Consider the following 17,519-nt stretch of genomic DNA (forward strand, 5'->3'; position numbering starts at 1 on the left):
CCCGCCTATTCTCGCATTACAATTGAAACTTACGAATGGAATGCTGCAGCTCTTCTGCCATTTCGGCGAGTGTACTGGAAGCGGTTGTAATCTGTTCCATAGAAGCTGTTTGTTCTTGTACAGAAGCAACTACACTTTGCGTGTTTTCCGCTGCCATTCTTGAAACATGCGCAATTCCCTCTATAAATTCCACCACGGAAACAGTTCCGTTATTTGCTTCATTGATTTGTCCTGACATTTCTTGTGTTCTTTTCGAAACTTCGTCTACTACTCCCAAAATTTTATAGAAGGCAACCCTAGCTTGTTCGATCATGATGACTCCTTCTTTAACTGCTACGTCCCCTTGACTCATGACGTGAATCGCCTTTTCCGTATCTCTTTGAATATCCCCGATGATGAAAGCGATCTGCGAAGCTGCTTGCGCGGACTGCTCTGCTAATTTGCGAACTTCATCTGCTACAACTGCGAATCCTCTACCCTGTTCTCCCGCTCTCGCGGCTTCAATCGCTGCGTTTAACGCCAATAAATTCGTTTGACTCGCGATTTCCGTAATAATCGAAACGATTGAACCGACTTCTTTGGATTTTTCGCCGAGCATATTGACCACTTCGGTAGAAGAGCTCACTCTTTGATTAATCTCATTCATTTGTTCGATTGATTTGGCAACCACTTCATTGCCTTCGGTTGCTGTTTTATTCGCTTCAAGGGATGAGCTGATCGCATGATCCATGCTCATTGATACGTGCTGCATAACTTGCGAGATGCTCACAGCAATCTGTGTGGCATTCTCTGCATCATTTACTTGCTGTTCAGCACCTGCTGCAATACCTTGGATCGATTGGGATACGTTCTCTGCTGTCTGACGTGTTAATTCGGAGCTGGCTGTCAATTCCTCGGAGGAGGCGGCTACCTGTTGTGAATGGAAGGAGACTCGTTCTAATAAATCTTGCAGATTATGCTTCATTTGGGAAAAATGGCGGGCCAGTTCACCGATTTCGTCGCGATTCTTGATTTGAATATCTGCTGAGGCCAAGTTCCCTGCGGCAATTTGTTCGGCTGCATTCGTGATCAGTAAAACGGGATGAGAAATGGCACGTCCAATCATGAAGGCGATACCTGCTCCTGTGAGAAGAGCAAGTAAGCTAAGCAAGACAACCAGGAGCTTCGTAGATTGAATACCGCTATCCAGCTCGGCAATATCTTGTTCCAATAGCTTCTGTTCGAGAGCAACAAATTCTTGGGCTTTTTGAATAAACAATTCGCCGACTGGCGTACATTCATCTCTAACCAAGCGCGTGTACTCTTCTACCTTGTTTTGTTGTTTTAGGGCTACAACCCGATCAATAATTTCCTCGTGTTGGGCATGCAGCTCGTTCATCTCTGTGACGAGTTTTTGCCCTTCAGAAGTCATGCCCAAATTGAACAGTTCTGCTGTAAGCTCTTTATAATGGTCATTCGCTTTTGTATACCCCGTCAGGTAGCTGTCATCGCCTACAATGACATATCCGCGCGCATACTTTTGTCGTTCACTGACACTTGCAATAATGTCCTTGGACAACATCTCCTTGTTAACTCGGTCTTCAATCATCCTCCCATAACGGGAATCGATGGAAGAAATCTGAGAAAAACCTATCCCTGCTACTGCCACTAAAAGTAATAACACTGCCAAAAATCCTAAAAATAGCTTTTTCCTTACCGTCAACTTCATAATAGTTGTTTCCTCCATCGTAATTCTACGAATTATTCCTTCATTCTGTGAACTATGTAAGTTATTTCATAATCCCTTCCTCTTATGTAACGGCATTTTCTATAGGTCTTTTGACCTTTTTATCATACAACATCGTTCTGTAACATTTTTGGAATTCTTTTCGACAATGAAAAAGCCCCGACTGCCATGGCGGACGAGGCTTACTTATCCATTTATGAAGCTACTTTTTCTTACATATCTTATCGTTTTGGCGCCCGAAAGCCTGCTTGCTGCGCTTCTTCCTCCGTCGCAAACCACGTCTCCGCTTTTGTTTGCTCGTAGCTAGCGGAGCCTGGAACGTGATAGATTTTCTCGCCTTTGCTGTTGATATTGCCCTTGATAGTCTTACCTTCTGGTGGCGCGGTGTCTGCGGCGGTATTGTTATTGGACTGTTTTTTTGGCTTGGCTTTTTCCTTAGGAGCCTCTGCCTGCTGCCCTTCTAAAGCCCACAGTCCGCGATTCTGCTCCCGCGCCTCCCGCTCTGCTGCCAGGAACAGCTCTGCTTGGGCTACATTCGGTGGGATTGTCATAATCCGCGCGTAGCCGTCACGAACGAGCTTTTCATTGACAAAGGTTCCGTCTTCCAAATATACGTAAGCAAGCAAGCGCTTGTATTTGTCATAGGGCTCGACATCGAACTTCAGTTTGACCTTTTTGCCAGTTAAAAGCTCTTTAGAGTAATTGCTCGCTTCTTTCCCATACGGTTCGACTGGATGGTTTGGTTTTACTGTCTCTGGAGTATCTACGCCAATCATACGGACTTTTTCCCCGCTGTCCAGCTCGAATGTATCGCCATCAACCACTCGTTTGATCACAGCATCTATCTCGCCGTTAGCTTCTGGCTGGCCGGACGATCCACATGCCGATAGCAAAAGAACCAGTGCGAACAGATATATGGTTAATCGTTTCATATACTTCCTTCTCCTCTTCTTACGTTGCATTGTTTTCCAGCGTAGTGGATTTGCCAGCGCAGGTCAATAGGAGAGAAAAAAGTACAAACGTTCAAGATAGAAGTTCGTTTTTCCTAACGAAAAAAACGACCTTCACGCAAGGTCGTTTTGTCTATACGTCCAGATTTTAGTCACGATCGGCGCTAAACAAGAACAACAGGACGACCACGACAATAATAATCCAAATAAATTCCTCGTTTTCGCGATCAAAAAAACCGTCGAACAGACCCATGGTGGAGTCCTCCTTTCCGTCTCGCTACAGCCTATGCAAAAGGCTAGACACGTGCCAGTAGTTGGAAGAGCCCAAAAGTGAAATGCGTGTTCAAAAGACGACTTTTTGAAAAACCGCTCCAGGAAATGTACTACTTACAAGTACACAAGATCAAATGCGTATAGGTACCTAGCTGCCTTACTTCATTCGTAAAACCAAGATTGGCAAGTTCCTGTAGCAATCGAGAGCGATCAGCATAACAGCGGTCCTGAATATCTGCTATCATTCTCGTATGACCTGACTCCTCTAGGGCATCAAAATGAGCTTGTCTATGCGTCTGATCCACAAACATCAAATCGGCAATGACCAACCGTCCCCCTGGTTTTAACACACGACGACATTCCGCCAAGGCGAGCTGCTTCTGATCATCCGTCAAATGGTGCAAGGCATAACTCGTAGCCACAAAGTCAAATCGGTTTTCTAAAAACGGAAATGCGAAAAAGGTTCCCAGCTTCGTCTCGACCTCTGGGTGTTTCGATCTGCATTGCTTTAGCATTTGCGGAGATTGGTCGAACCCGCTCATCCTGGCTCCTTTTTTCACGAGACGCCCTGCGAGGTTTCCTGTACCCGTTCCGGCATCCAGACCACGCTCTCCCTGTTTGACCGCAACTGTCGCAACGACCTCATCCAGAACGTTTTCGTATGATTCATGACCATTCCCGCCATGTGCCCATTCGTCGTAGCGGTCCGCCCATTCATTAAAATTCCATCGATCCACCCAGTTATCTCGTGTCTGCTTCAATCGCTTGTTCGCTTCTGCCAGCGTAAACAGTTCTCCTGGATCAATCGATTCTCTACCCTTTATCCGCTCAATCATCGCTTCTGTCGTTTGGATTACCTTGCTCATTTCTACCCACCTTGTATACATAAACGAACGCTGCAGCTCTAAATAATGGAGAAGACTGCCTTCCTGATCTTTCATTTGAATCAGGAGCTCCCGAATGTCTTCTACCGCCATCCCGACCTCGCGGAGTGTAATGATGGTTTGCAGCCTCCAGACATCTTCCTCTGTGAACTGGCGATACCCGGACGCATCTGCTTTCGATGGCTTGATTAACCCTTTTTCTTCATAATATCGAATCGCACGCGGGGTTATTTGCAAGCGATGGGCCATGTCTTTGATTTGCATGGAACTCTCTCCCTGTATCATTCTTTCCTTATCATAAACCTTGACGCAGCGTGAATGTACAGAACGAAAGAAAAAAAGCTGCCGGATTCCTTCCGACAGCTCGTTTCTATCTTATTAATGTCTCGCCGGCTCAGAAATTTGCTGGAGAGCGTCACTCGCCTCATCTTGGTGAAACTGACGAACAGCCATATCTGCCAACGCTACAATTCCGACCAGCTTGCCATGTTCGACAACAGGCAGACGACGAATTTGATGCTGGGCCATGATCCTAGCCGCTTCATCGACAGTCGTTCCAGGTTGCCCAAGAATAATGTCTCGTGTCATGACGACCTCTGTGGCGGTCGAGCCTTCATGCTTTTCAGCCAAGCCACGAATGACGATATCGCGGTCCGTAATGATCCCGATCACATCATCTTTTTCATCCACAACCGGAATGACCCCTACATTCCAATCGCGCATTTTGCAAGCCACTTCATACACATTATCCTTAAGCGTCACAGTAGCGACATCTTTTGTCATAATTTCGCGCAATGTGCGATTTTCTAGCTTCGCCATTTTCATTCTCCTCCTTTTGCTAATCAACGATTGTAGTTTGTCCTCTCACCTATCGTTTCATGCGCAAGAAAGAGTATGATATATTGCGCTTCTTCCAAAAACAGACTATGATTAATAAGTGAATATCTCACCCATTTTTAGGAGGAAAAAGAATGGTCATTAAGGACACGGGGATTGGCACGAAAGAAGTCTTTTTCGCCGATCTGGAGCACTACATGAGCGAACTCGGCTTTGATCGCGGCGCCTGGGATTACAAGCATGCTACATACGATTATAAAATCCACGATAAAGGCACTGTCTTCTACCTGCGCATCGAAGCGAACGTGACAGAAGGCAAACTTGAGGATACGCACGCCGTCCTGAAGCTCGAAGATCCTTATATGGGCAAACATCTTTTCCCACACGGTCTGGATTACGATTACCCAATGCCAGACTCCGTTGTAAAAACAGCGAAATTAAAGCTGCAAATGCTGGGCGAAAAGCTGTCCTCACACTAAAAAATGAATTGGCACGGTGTACAGAGAGGAATCCCCTCTCTGTTTCACGTAGAGGGGGTATTTTTATGAAGACGAGGGGCGTACCTGACTTCTTGCTCCTGTTTTTGACCGCCCTACTTGTTGGGTTTGGGATAACCATGGTGCTCAGCTCCAGCTCCATTTTCGCGTTGACCAGTTTTACAAGCGGCGGCTGTGATTATTGTGGCGGAGATGAGCTTTATTTCGTGAAGCGTCAATCGGTTTTCTTGCTGGTTGGTGTCGTTGGGATGCTGGTGGCCATGAACATTCCCTTCTCCTTTTATAAGAGAAATTTCTTATTGATTGCGCTCGTCAGCTTCTTTTCTTTGCTCCTGGTTCTTGTTCCAGGGATTGGTAAGCAAGTTAACGGAGCACGATCGTGGTTTGAAATCGGTTCTGCAACCATACAGCCTGCGGAGTTTGCCAAGCTTGGCCTTATTCTGTACTTGGCAGCGATCATCTCCAAAAAAGGGAACGGGATACAAAAGTTGAAATCTGGTTTGATGCCGCCACTGATGGTAACAGGGATGTTTTTTATGCTGATTGTAGTCCAACCCGACCTCGGTTCTGCCGCCATCTTGCTCGGATGCGCTTTGATTGTCATGATCTGTGGTGGGGCCAAAATCCGTCATCTAGTCGGTCTCGGTGCACCAGCTGTGACTGTTGCACTATTGGTTTACATCACAGCAAAGCCCCATGCCTTGAATCGGATCTACTCCTATCTCAATCCGTGGAGTGATATGGATGGCACTGGCTACAACATCATTCAATCCTGGATTGCAATTGCACATGGCGGTCTGACTGGGACAGGCTTTGGAAAAAGCATTCAAAAATATTTGTATCTGCCGGAGAGGCATACCGATTTTATTTTCTCGATTATGACTGAAGAGCTTGGTTTTATCGGTGCCTCTGTGTTCCTCTTGATCTTATTGCTTTTCCTGCTGCGCGGCATCCATATTTGTCTACGCGTAAAGGACACCTTTGCCAGTCTGGCAGGAATCGGTGTTGTCAGCATGTTCGCCATTCAGGCGATCCTAAACATTGGCGGAGTAACGGGTTTGATTCCATTGACAGGTGTACCTTTGCCGTTTATCAGTTATGGTGGTTCCTCTTTACTCGTATGTCTGCTCGCCACTGGCTTTTTGCTTAGTATTTCGCGAGAAGTCAGTCGCCAAAAAGTAGAAGAGCAATTACAAAAACAACCCTATGCCATGTAAGAAACAAACAAAAGGGATACCGGATGCGTCCAGTATCCCTTTTTTCTTACTCATTTCGAAGGAGCTCGATTGTTTCCACCCGTACATTCACGGCTTCCACATAAAGACCAGTCAATGTTTCCACTGCTTCTTTTACTTTTTCCTGTAGGACGTGACAGACGTGATGGATCTGCGCTCCATAACGGACGGACACACGCATGTCAATGGTGACTCTGTCATCTATTACAGATACAGTAATGCCTTTCGAGCCGCCATTCAGCTTTTTCGCCAAATCTTGATAGATTCCGCCTGAACGAACTGTGACTTCCAACACTTCTTCTACAGCAACGCCAGCAATGATCGCGATCACCTGATCTGCTACTCTGATTTCGCCAAGCCTGTCAGCCATCAGGACGCCCTCCTCGCCCGTTTCGTACTTCCCCCACTGGTTTCATTTGCCTTTTTTTCATTATAAACAAATCATGCTTGGGCTTGGAAGGAAATTTGTTTTTTTCTCTCCGTTAGTGTCGGAGACGTGCAATGAATGTCAACGAGTGTCAACTGATCTGCAGCAAGCGCCTCCCGCAATACATGCTCTAGAGCATGTACCTCTTTGACGACCTTACCACTGATTCCGCAAGCATTCGCCAATTGTTGAAAATCTGGGTTATGCAATTTTACTCCAAAAGGGATCAAGCCCGCCTGACTCATTTTGACCTCTTCCAATCCTAATGTCCCATTGTTCACCACGAGAATCACAATCGGAAGTTGGAGCTCAGCCACTGTCATAAGTTCTGCCAGATTCATTTGCAATCCCCCATCCCCAGCGATGCAGATGACCTGCTTCTCCGGATAGGTTAGCTTTGCAGCCACAGCCGCAGGCAACCCAAATCCCATCGTTCGCCACTTCCCGGAGAAGAGTGGGGTCTGTTTTTTCCCACGGAACGCCCGATTAAACCAGATCGTGTGCTCCCCCGTATCTAGGACGATAATCGCATCTTCATTGACCACGCCCCCAAGCGTATGCATCAAGGTTTGTGGTTTTACTTGCTCACTCACATTTTGAATGATCGCATGCTCTGTCTCCTCGCCAAATTCTCCATGCCACTGATTGATCTGTTCCTGCCACGCATCATCGCGCCTGCGCGATTGCAAGCGTCTCATCCAGATAGGCAGGACATCGTCCAATTCAGCTGTGACAGACTGGAGATAGGGATGCGCGTGTATCGATCCAGGCTGATGATCTATTTGAATGACGGACAGTTTCTTTGGCAAAAAAGCGCGCGGGAACCAGCTCGCTCCCAAAATCAGCAACAAATCTGCTTCCGCTAAAGCATGTAAAGCTGTTTCGCTGCCCCCCTCTCCCCATCCGCCGATCACAAGTGGATGTGATTCATCTACCGCCCCTTTTGCTCCGAGCGACAGCAACAAGCCTGCCCCTAGCTGTTCCGCTAGCTTTACACACGAATCCGCCGACTTGCGGGCACCGATACCAAGCAGTATGAGAGGCTTTTGCGCCTTCACAACCTGCTCGCAAGCGAGCTCGATCTCCATCCGATCAGGATAAATGGCATGTGGAATGCGTGGAAGTGCTGGAAGAACAGCATCTGAAGTCGTTTGCGTAAAGACGTCTTTGCAAATGGAGAGATGGCTCACTCCTTTTTGCTGTATAGCCGTGACAAATGCTTTGTGCAAAACACTTTGGATTGCATCTGGATGCGTAATCGTCGTCGAATAAAAACTGATGGGACGTATCATATCTTCTTGTGAGATAAACTGCTTGTACGCACCACCCAGCTTGTATGTCTCCACTTGACCCGTAATCGCAATGACAGGTACGCGATCTGTATGCGCATCTGCAAGTCCATTCAGCAGATTGACGAAACCCGGCCCCATCGTCGCGGTACAAACAGCCGGATTTCCCGTCAGTTTTGCTTCCGCACTTGCCATCATGGCCGCAGCAGATTCATGCTTGCAAGCAATGTATTGAATGTCGGATTGCTTCGCGATCTGATCCAGCCACGCAAAGATTCCGTCACCTGCCACCCCGTATATTCGCTTTACTCCCCATCTGATCAATTGTTCCGTCAAATATTGCGCGACCTGCATCAAAATCTTCCCCTTCCAGAACTAAGGTGCAAATACATTACTCGTAGTCTACGCATTCTCCAATATTTTACTAAGGCCAAAATGACGGAAGTTGGAGAACCTAACAATAATCAACTGATATTCAAATCCATACCCGAAGGAGGGTAAGAAATGAAACAGCCTGTCAAATGGCTGCTAGCTGTGGTAGTATTCGCACTTCTGGTTACGACTGCGGTTATGGTATCTCCGTTGCGCTCAGATGCATTCAGTAAGCAGATCGTCAAAGTAGGGGCAGAAGGCTCAGACGTGCGTGAGATGCAGTATCGCTTGAAGCACCTTGGTTTTTATACGGGAAAAGTAGACGGCGTATTCGGGTGGCGTTCTTATTGGGCGTTGCGTAACTTTCAGTATGAGTTTGGCTTAACCATAGACGGTGTCCTCGGGGCGCAGACGAAAGTAAAGCTGTACAACGCAACGAAAAATTATAAGCCCACTGCTTCTGATCTCGGGGTGCCACAAACCGCAACCCCTGCACCATCGAAACCTTCTGCGCCTCCTAAGCCTTCTAAGCCTACATATCACGTAGCCGGAATATCGGAGAATGACCTGCGTTTGATGGCGAATGCCGTTTACGGAGAATCGCGTGGAGAGCCTTACATTGGCCAAGTGGCAGTGGCGGCTGTCATTCTAAACCGGACGAAGAACGCAGCCTTTCCCAATACACCCGCGGGCGTTATCTTCGAACCTCGTGCCTTTACAGCTGTGGCGGATGGTCAGATTTGGCTAACACCGAACGAGCAGGCAAAAAAAGCAGTGAATGACGCGCTCAAAGGCTGGGACCCATCAGATGGAGCCATTTATTATTTCAACCCGGATACAGCTACATCCGGTTGGATTTGGAGCCGCCCTCAAATCAAAAAGATCGGCAGACACATTTTTTGCCGCTAGCATTCATAAAAAACAGGCACGACAGTCGTAAGCTGCGTGCCTGTTTTCCTTTTCGAGTTTCATTTCGAACGTTGTGAATGCATATGCTGGGCCATTTTGACGAATCGCTCTTCCGGTTCTGTGGTCCCACAAACTCCACATTGTATCATGTAGTTCTCACCTTTGTACGGCTGGTGAAACATATCGAGCTGTTCTTGATGGAGTTCTGCAACGACTTCGCCTGACTGTGGGTCGAGTCTTATATAGCGAGGGGTCTGCTCGATGACAGTGAACCTCATCCGATTCGATTTACATGTTGGGCATAACAAAGGCTGGGTCATAAAAAACACCTCACTTTTCTTATTCATGGTTAGTTTTGTCCAGAACAGGAACTCTATACCTATGAGGTTTTAGGGATGAATAAAAACTGCTGAGGTGATGATATGAACTTGAAACTCTTTTTCTCATTAGTAGGCGGGAGCATGCTATTAGCTCTTTACGCCCACTATTTTTCTGGAAATGAAATGCTCCAATTCGTCACGGCTTCACTTGCCATCATTTTTTTGGCGGCTTGGCTCGGAAAATCGACAGAGAGCGTCGCCCATTATGCGGGGGACCGAATCGGCGGCTTTCTTAACGCTACCTTCGGAAATGCCGCAGAACTCATTATTGCTTTTTTTCTGGTGAAAGAAGGCTTGTTCGATATGGTCAAAGCCTCTATTACGGGAGCGATCATCGGAAATATGCTGTTGGTTCTTGGCTTGAGTACGTTACTGGGCGGTCTCAAGTACAAGGAACAAACCTTCAATAGCAGGCTGGCAAGTCACAATGCTTCGCTGATGACACTCGCGATCGTCGCTTTGTTCATACCGGCAGTCTTCATGTTCGATCTGCCTATGATCAAGGTGGAGATCATCAGCATCGTTATCGCCAGCCTGCTCATCATTGCCTACATTTTGTGGCTCATCTTTTCGATGATTACACACAGCGATTTTTTATCGGATATCGAGCCACAAGAAAGTGATGCGGTATGGTCAAAGGGTGTCTCTCTCCTGATGCTTGCTGTCTCCACCTTTTTCGTGGCTGTTGTCTCGGAATGGCTGGTAGAGGGTGTACAGCATGTCTCCGAATCGTTAGGGTGGTCGGAGTTATTCGTCGGTGCTTTTGTCATCGCGATCATCGGGAATGCCGCAGAGCACAGCGCTGCCTTGCTTTTGGCACTAAAAGGACGCATCGGTGCAGCAGTCGAAATCGCGATCGGCTCCAGCCTGCAAATTGCCTTGTTCGTAGCCCCTACTCTCGTCATCATCAGTCTCTTGCTAGGCAATCCTATGGACATCGTGTTCACTACCTTTGAATTGGCTGCGATCGGAGTTGCTACCTTTATTACCATTTCCATCACACGGGATGGCGCCACGAACTGGTTTGAAGGCGTACTTCTGTTGACGGTGTATGTTATTTTGGGTACAGTCTTTTTCTTCGCGTAGGGCGCAAGAACAAAACAAAGGCTCCGCCATCCTCTGTGGCGAAGCCTTTCGTTTTTTTACCAGATACCCAGCATTTGTAGGAAAACGGCGAGAATCGCGATAGGTGCTACATATTTAATCAGGAGAAGCCAAATGATAAACATGCGCTTGCCCAGATTAGTATGGGCCCCTAGCTCGTTGATCAAGGTCTCACGCTTCATTTTCAGCGGAACGAAGATCGCAATGAGCAGCGCTCCCAACGGCATCAAGATATTGCTGACCAAAAAGTCCATCGCATCAAAGATAGATTTGCCGAACAGTGTAACCTCGCTCCATACTCCGAATGACAAAGCCGACGGAACACCAACGATAAAAATCAACAGACCAATCACCCAAGCGAGACGCTTACGCTTCGTTTCGTCCCCCTTTGCAAGAGAAGCTACGATAATTTCCATCATCGAAAAAGCCGAAGTCAATGTAGCGAAAAGGAAAAGAGCCAAAAAGATTAACAGAAAAATGCTACCGAAGGCAATTTGTTCAAACACAGAAGGCAGTACAATAAACAGTAATCCCGGCCCTGCTGTTGGCTCTACTCCAAGGGAGAAGACTGCAGGGAAAATCGCCAATCCGGCAAACAGCGATACGAGCAGATTCAAACTGACAATCGATCCAGCAGAACGAACCAGACTTTCGTTTTTGGCAAGGTACGAGCTGTAGGTGACCATGACGGACACCCCGACGCTCAGCGCGAAAAAGGATTGACCCAATGCGTACAGGACCGATTCAGCAGTCAGCTTGGAAAAATCAGGACTCAGAAAGAAGGAAACGCCCTCCATCGCCCCATCCAACGTCAAGGAACGAACCATCAATACCATGAATAAAAGGAACAAACCAGGCATCATGTACTTGTTAGCAGACTCAATACCACTCTGTACGCCTCTCGCTACTACCCATGCGGTAATGAGCATGAAAACCAACTGGGCAACTACTGCACCAACAGGATCACCGATAATGTCACCAAACACTTTATCATAAGCTGGCCCTTGCAATTGACCAGTAAACCCGCGAAGAAGATAACTAAGAATCCAGCCTCCCACCACACTGTAAAAGGACAAGAGCAAGAAGCAAGTGATCACTCCAAGGCGACCGATCCAATGCCAGAGTGACCCTGGCGCAATTGTTTTATACGCACTGATCGCCTCTTTTTGTGTACTGCGTCCGATTGTGAATTCTCCTAGCAACAGCGGAAGACCAATTGCTAGCGTAAAGATGATGAATAGCAGAAAGAACGCTCCACCCCCGCTCGTTCCAACCATATAAGGAAATTTCCAAATGGCTCCCAGTCCAATTGCCGAGCCTGCTGCTGCCAAGATGAAGCCGAGCCTGCTCGTCCATTGTTCGGCTTGTTTCATAGTTTTCAACCTCCAAAGATATTCTTTTATGCTCAAAAATGGATACAAAAAAACCCGCCCCACAAAGGGACGAGTTAATCATTTCTCGCGGTACCACCCTACTTAGACATCCCCAATTGGCGATGCCTCGCTTCGTCATTGATAACGGGAATGACCCGGACTCTCCTACTGGCGGCGCCTGCGTTCAGAGATCAGCTCAAGAGTGAATTCAACGGGGCTTACATCAGGCTGCTCTCAATCTATGGCAACCTTCCCTGTCATGCAGCAGGTCCGTTTACTAGTCTCTTTCCTTGCTCGTTTCTATGATTCGATTGTTGGGCGTCTTGCGAAAATAAAAAAAAACCGTCCAAAAAAGGGACGAGTTATTCGCGGTACCACCCTGATTAAGTGCACGGGATACAGATTCCCTGCGCACTTCTCTCCATCATTGATAACGGGAATGACCCGATTCCTCCTACTAGGCAAAAAGCCATTAAGAGGGCTGCTCAGGAGGGAATTCTACGGGGCGCGCTTCAAAGCTGCTTCCAGTCTAAGGCAGCTTCTCCCTGACAAGCGGTGATTCCGCATACTAGTCTCCGTCATTGCATTTCAAAATTAATAAAAAATTATAGACTTTAATTTAATATAAATATACGAAATAGGCAAGTACTTTTTCTTTCAACAAAATGAAAAGCGAGGATAATCGCCGCTCTCCTCGCCTTACTTTTGATTAAACAGTTCATGTAGATGGGCCAATTTACGTTCCAATGAACCCATAATTTCTCGACCAATGTCTTCGCTAATCAGTCCTAAGCGGACCGCGTACTCTACTTCACGAGAAAGCCCGAACATTTGGGTATCCAGCACTTCTTCATACAGTGGGCACTGCGGCATGGTCAGGTTTTCCATCTGTACGTCGATCAGCTTGTAAATTTTGTCGGCGTCTGCTTGAAGCAACGCTAGCGCTTTTTGTTCCAGATCGGGAACCTTAATTTCTGTCAAAACCTATCCCTCCGTTTGCCTCCATCCTTATCATACATAGTACGCGATTCTGGGCCATTTGAAAAGGGGAGAAGACAGATCAACTGCAAGAAGCTAAAAGATACCAAGCTTCCACTCTTTTGAAAGCAGTTCCAACAGCTTGACACCGGCTACTGAATTTCCTTTATCATCCAAAGATGGACCAAACACACCAATCCCCATACGATGTGGCACTGTTGCCATAATACCGCCGGCAACCCCACTTTTCGCTGGGATTCCTACGTCAATCGCAAACTCACCAGAGGCATTGTACATCCCACAAGTCACCATGAAGGTCTTGCAGATTCGCGCTACTTCTTCTGGAATCACTCGCTCACCCGTATTCACGAGAATTCCGTCTGCTGCAAGTACCATCCCTAGTGTAGCTACTTCCTTCGCTGTCACTTCTATCGAGCAATGGCGAAAATACAGATCAAGCGTCTCTTCTACATCCGTTTCCAGAATGCCGCTGTCCTTTAGAAACCAAGCGAGGGCACGATTGCGATCAGCCGTTTTCTTTTCAGAACAATAAACAGCTTGATTGATAGAAAGATGAGGATTCCCCGTCATTTTCCGCATTAAAGCCATCACTGCATCTAGCCGTTCGTCTACGTTGGCACCGCGAATCATGCCTGCAACCGCAATGGCTCCTGCATTGATCATCGGGTTCAGTGGCTTATGGGATTCGGTCGTCTCCAGCTTAATAATCGAATTAAACGGGTCTCCAGTTGGTTCTTTTCCCACATGCCGAAACACGTGTTCCTTCCCGTTCTGGCATAAGGCGACGATCAGAGAGAATATCTTGGAGATACTTTGCATCGAGAAAGGCACATCTGCATCACCAGCAGAAAGAATCGTCCCATCGGGCAAGCATACAGCCACTCCCAATTGATGTGGATCGACTTTTGCCAATTCAGGGATGTACGAAGCTACACTCCCCTTGTTTGTATATTTAAGTGATTGGTTGCGTACTTGCTCCAATTGTTCGGACGCTTGTTTCAAATCCATCGAAAAACCCCTCAGTCTATTACGTCGATGTATACAGATTCGATTGTAGATTTCTATATGGGACATGTCAAATTATCCCTACTTCTGCACGGCGTGCTCCAATCGTTCCATCGCTTCGACTAGAATCGATCTCGGGCAAGCAAAATTGATTCGCATAAACCCTACACCATCCGGCCCAAACGTGGTGCCATCATGTAAGCCAAGCTTGGCATCCTCGCGAATGAGCTTGTTCAACTCCGCCTGACTAAGTCCTAGCTGTCTAAAATCCATCCACCCCAAGTATGTCGCTTCCGGAATGGCCATGGATACGCCATGGATACGAGTCGATAAAAACTCATGCACATAGGCTGCATTCTTACGTAAATAGATCAACAATTCTTCCAGCCATGCTTCTCCATGTTGGTAGGCAGCAATCGTAGCTTCCATCCCAAACAGATTCAGATTCTCATAGCCCATTTTGGACGCTGTGATGGAGAAGTTCCGCAATAACTGCTGATTTTCTGTCATCAAAAAGGAAGTATACAGACCAGCCAAATTAAACGTTTTGGCTGCTGATAGAAAGGTAACGCTCTGGTTGGCTAATTCCGGTGCCAGCGAATAGTAAGGCGTATGAACATTTGGCTCATAGACCAAATCCGAATGAATCTCATCGGCAACCACAAGCACGCCATTTTCTACACACAATCTTCCCAAGCGCTCCAGCTCTTCTCTGGTCCATACTCGCCCAATCGGATTGTGCGGTGTGCAGAGCAGCATGAGCTTCACCCGCGGGTCGCTAAGCTTTTGCGCGAGATCACTCCAATTCATTTCATAACGGCCGTCACGCTCCATTAGTGGGCTGGTAACGACATGACGTCCGCGATTTTCGACTGCATGATAAAAAGGATGGTACACAGGCGTCTGGATCAAGACACCGTCTCCCGGGGCTGTATACGCCTCTACCGCTACGTGTATGCCGGGAACGACTCCAGGTATCCCTGTCATCCAACTCACTTCTACCTCTACACCAAATCGCTTGTGTATCCACTCTTTCAAACTTTGATAAAGGGCATTTGACTTCAACGTGTATCCGTATATTGGGTGACTCGCTCGTTTGATCAGTGCCTCTGTGATTTCAGGAGCGCAAGCAAAATCCATATCCGCCACCCACAGCGGAAGCATTCCTTCTCCGTTCACTTTCGGATTCTGAATCTCCCATTTGACACTATCTGTCCCTTTGCGTTCGATGCGCTGATCAAAATCGTACACGTTCGTTCCCTCCCTTATTCCCTTCACATACATACACACAGCATAAACCGTCTTTTTCCAATTGTCCAAGCTTCTGGTGTACGAAAAAAAGAGCCGCCCTAATGAGCGACTCTCTTCTTACTAAAGAATAGATTAGCGAGCGTATACGCCAGGACCGAATGGGAGATCCAGGAAGTACCACACTGTCAATTGCAAGATCCAAACCACCAGGAAAACGATTGCATACGGAGTCATCGTAGAGAAAATCGTTCCCATTCCTGCATTCTTATTATACTTCTGATAGAAAGCCAGGAAGAGCGGGATGTACGGATTCACAGGAGAGATCGTATTGGTTGCAGAGTCTGCAATCCGATAAGCGACTTGGATAAACGCTGGATTGTAATCCAACAGCATCAGCATTGGCATGAATACAGGTGCCAGGATCGCCCACAGTGCTGAACCACTCGTGATAAACAAGCTACAGATACCTGTAAAAAGTGTGAAGGCAATAATGATCGGCAAGCCTGTCAGGCCCATGCTCGTCATGAATTCTGCGCCATTGACAGCCATCAAAATACCAATGTTGCTCCAGTTAAAGAACGCGATGAACTGCGCTGCTGTAAACGCTAACACAATAAAGCCGGACATATCCTTGATTGCTTCGGACATGTAATGCGGAATGTCCCTCGATGTTTTAATCAGCCCCATTGCTCTACCGTATACAAAAGATACGGTCACGAAGAACAACAGGATGATGGGAATGATCCCTTTCAAAAACGGTGATGTCAAGAAGTCACCTGTCTTTGGATCACGCAACAGTGACCCTTCTGGAACGACCAGCAATCCTACAATGACTATGAAAATCAACGCTGCGATACCCGCTTTGCGCAGTGCTTTGTTTTCTTGAGGAGTTACTTCTTCGAATTGTACGTTTCGATCGCCATGATACGTGCCAAGGCGTGGTTCGATAATTTTATCAGTAATCCATCCACCAATGAAAGCGAGAATGACAACGGAAGCTGACATGAAGAACCAGTTATCTACAGGTGTAACCATTGCATTCGGATCAATCGTTTTCGCTACTTCGGTACTGATCCCTGCCAAGAGAGCATCTGTACCGGCAATGAAAAAGTTCGCGGTAAAACCGGAGGATACACCAGCCATACCAGCTGCAAAACCTGCAATCGGGTGACGCCCCATTGCCAAGAACACAAGACCGCCAAGCGGAGGAATAATAACCATGGCTGCATCAGAAGCAAGATTTCCTAATATACCGACAAAGACAATTGCATAACTGACAACCGATGCCGGAATGCCTGCCATCATTTTGCGTAGAACAGTCGTCAAAAGACCGATTTTTTCTGCCAGTCCAATTCCAAGCGTCATCGCCAGAACGAGACCAAGTGCTGGAAATTCAATAAAGTTTTTCAGCATGCTCGTTAAAATCCAATGAACACCTTCGACGCTAAGCAAACTCTTAACGGCAACCTCTTCGCCTTTAGCAGGATGCATAACCGAAAAGTCCATGGCTGCAAGGATTGCTGAGACTATCATCAATACACCACACAAAATAATGAACAATACAAATGGATGCGGGAGCTTATTCCCTACCGTTTCAATCCATTTTAGGATACCTTTTTGCTTCATCAGATCTGCTTGCACATTCGTGCCTTTCGCCATAGTTTCGCCCCCTAAGTCGTTTGAATTCCCTGAATGTTTCTGCGGCTTTGCTACCATCCTCGGGATGAATGATGTGGTCTTCCTTCTCTAGCGCTCATCGCCGTTGATGGTTCAGCGGGAGAAAGACGAAGTGAGCTTCTCTTTTCTCGTGAAAGCCTTTACAAGAATCGAAAGGCTTGTACACAATGCCTTTTATCTGACTCCAACTTTTTAGTAGGAACTCAATTATCACAGGCAAAGTTCACTCTCACATAATAACTTTCTAATATGATTATATAATCTATAAAATGCATGTCAATAATTTTTAGACTATTTTATGAAATTTTCGCTTTTTGGATAATTGCTGTCA

The 17,519-nt window shown here is 46.8% G+C and carries 16 protein-coding genes and 2 other annotated features; of the genes, 4 read left to right on the forward strand and 12 right to left on the reverse strand.

Annotation, left to right across the window (positions count from 1 at the left end; genetic code table 11):
* Positions 1 to 16 precede the first annotated feature (16 nt).
* The 4 genes from PMI05_RS20570 to PMI05_RS20585 all read right to left on the reverse strand — a co-directional run bounded on the left by PMI05_RS20570 (position 17) and on the right by PMI05_RS20585 (position 4,652).
* The gene (locus PMI05_RS20570; RefSeq protein ID WP_007725831.1) at positions 17 to 1,708 is read right to left on the reverse strand and encodes a methyl-accepting chemotaxis protein; all 1,692 of its coding nucleotides are present in this window, start codon (positions 1,706 to 1,708) and stop codon (positions 17 to 19) included.
* A gap of 239 nt (positions 1,709 to 1,947) precedes the next feature.
* Positions 1,948 to 2,658: a thermonuclease family protein gene (locus tag PMI05_RS20575; RefSeq protein ID WP_007725832.1), complete on the reverse strand. Its 711-nt coding sequence runs from the start codon at positions 2,656 to 2,658 to the stop codon at positions 1,948 to 1,950.
* A 401-nt stretch (positions 2,659 to 3,059) separates the two neighbouring features.
* The gene (locus PMI05_RS20580) at positions 3,060 to 4,097 is read right to left on the reverse strand and encodes a MerR family transcriptional regulator (protein ID WP_007725834.1); all 1,038 of its coding nucleotides are present in this window, start codon (positions 4,095 to 4,097) and stop codon (positions 3,060 to 3,062) included.
* A 114-nt stretch (positions 4,098 to 4,211) separates the two neighbouring features.
* Positions 4,212 to 4,652: a CBS domain-containing protein gene (locus PMI05_RS20585; protein ID WP_007725835.1), complete on the reverse strand. Its 441-nt coding sequence runs from the start codon at positions 4,650 to 4,652 to the stop codon at positions 4,212 to 4,214.
* Positions 4,653 to 4,804: 152 nt separating this feature from the next.
* On the opposite strand from PMI05_RS20585, the gene PMI05_RS20590 reads away from it, so the two are divergent.
* Together PMI05_RS20590 and ftsW are read left to right on the forward strand one after the other, a co-directional pair.
* Positions 4,805 to 5,149: a YugN family protein gene (locus PMI05_RS20590; RefSeq protein ID WP_007725836.1), complete on the forward strand. Its 345-nt coding sequence runs from the start codon at positions 4,805 to 4,807 to the stop codon at positions 5,147 to 5,149.
* A 65-nt stretch (positions 5,150 to 5,214) separates the two neighbouring features.
* Positions 5,215 to 6,384: a putative lipid II flippase FtsW gene (ftsW, locus tag PMI05_RS20595; RefSeq protein ID WP_007725837.1), complete on the forward strand. Its 1,170-nt coding sequence runs from the start codon at positions 5,215 to 5,217 to the stop codon at positions 6,382 to 6,384.
* A 46-nt stretch (positions 6,385 to 6,430) separates the two neighbouring features.
* On the opposite strand, the gene PMI05_RS20600 is transcribed toward ftsW, so the two are convergent.
* Both PMI05_RS20600 and PMI05_RS20605 read right to left on the reverse strand, forming a co-directional pair.
* Complete coding sequence (locus PMI05_RS20600) at positions 6,431 to 6,772, reverse strand: Asp23/Gls24 family envelope stress response protein (protein ID WP_007725838.1); 342 nt, start codon at positions 6,770 to 6,772, stop codon at positions 6,431 to 6,433.
* A 71-nt stretch (positions 6,773 to 6,843) separates the two neighbouring features.
* Positions 6,844 to 8,472, reverse strand: a complete 1,629-nt coding sequence (locus PMI05_RS20605; protein WP_007725839.1) for a thiamine pyrophosphate-binding protein — start codon at positions 8,470 to 8,472, stop codon at positions 6,844 to 6,846.
* Between the two features lie 150 nt (positions 8,473 to 8,622).
* Between PMI05_RS20605 and sleB the strand changes: the two genes are divergently transcribed.
* Entirely contained in the window at positions 8,623 to 9,399 is a 777-nt protein-coding gene (sleB, locus tag PMI05_RS20610) for a spore cortex-lytic enzyme (RefSeq protein ID WP_007725840.1), read from the forward strand.
* 59 nt (positions 9,400 to 9,458) lie between these two features.
* Here the strand turns inward: sleB and PMI05_RS20615 are convergent, their stop codons facing one another.
* Positions 9,459 to 9,719 carry a hypothetical protein gene (locus tag PMI05_RS20615; protein WP_007725841.1) on the reverse strand — a complete coding sequence of 87 codons (261 nt, stop codon included), beginning with the start codon at positions 9,717 to 9,719 and terminating at the stop codon, positions 9,459 to 9,461.
* 102 nt (positions 9,720 to 9,821) lie between these two features.
* On the opposite strand from PMI05_RS20615, the gene cax reads away from it, so the two are divergent.
* Positions 9,822 to 10,865 carry a calcium/proton exchanger gene (cax, locus tag PMI05_RS20620; protein WP_007725844.1) on the forward strand — a complete coding sequence of 348 codons (1,044 nt, stop codon included), beginning with the start codon at positions 9,822 to 9,824 and terminating at the stop codon, positions 10,863 to 10,865.
* Positions 10,866 to 10,921: 56 nt separating this feature from the next.
* Here cax and PMI05_RS20625 read toward each other — a convergent pair whose 3' ends face one another.
* The 5 genes from PMI05_RS20625 to PMI05_RS20645 all read right to left on the reverse strand — a co-directional run bounded on the left by PMI05_RS20625 (position 10,922) and on the right by PMI05_RS20645 (position 17,170).
* Positions 10,922 to 12,256: a sodium-dependent transporter gene (locus PMI05_RS20625; protein ID WP_007725845.1), complete on the reverse strand. Its 1,335-nt coding sequence runs from the start codon at positions 12,254 to 12,256 to the stop codon at positions 10,922 to 10,924.
* A gap of 62 nt (positions 12,257 to 12,318) precedes the next feature.
* Positions 12,319 to 12,556 (reverse strand) — a binding site (T-box leader).
* A 50-nt stretch (positions 12,557 to 12,606) separates the two neighbouring features.
* Positions 12,607 to 12,847 (reverse strand) — a binding site (T-box leader).
* 108 nt (positions 12,848 to 12,955) lie between these two features.
* Entirely contained in the window at positions 12,956 to 13,237 is a 282-nt protein-coding gene (locus tag PMI05_RS20630) for a YlaN family protein (RefSeq protein ID WP_007725848.1), read from the reverse strand.
* A gap of 93 nt (positions 13,238 to 13,330) precedes the next feature.
* Complete coding sequence (gene glsA, locus PMI05_RS20635; protein ID WP_007725853.1) at positions 13,331 to 14,263, reverse strand: glutaminase A; 933 nt, start codon at positions 14,261 to 14,263, stop codon at positions 13,331 to 13,333.
* 78 nt (positions 14,264 to 14,341) lie between these two features.
* Positions 14,342 to 15,511: a MalY/PatB family protein gene (locus PMI05_RS20640; protein ID WP_007725854.1), complete on the reverse strand. Its 1,170-nt coding sequence runs from the start codon at positions 15,509 to 15,511 to the stop codon at positions 14,342 to 14,344.
* Between the two features lie 132 nt (positions 15,512 to 15,643).
* Entirely contained in the window at positions 15,644 to 17,170 is a 1,527-nt protein-coding gene (locus PMI05_RS20645) for an AbgT family transporter (RefSeq protein ID WP_007725855.1), read from the reverse strand.
* Positions 17,171 to 17,519 lie beyond the last annotated feature (349 nt).

The sequence above is a fragment of the Brevibacillus sp. BC25 genome (assembly GCF_000282075.1).
Lineage (GTDB): Bacteria > Bacillota > Bacilli > Brevibacillales > Brevibacillaceae > Brevibacillus.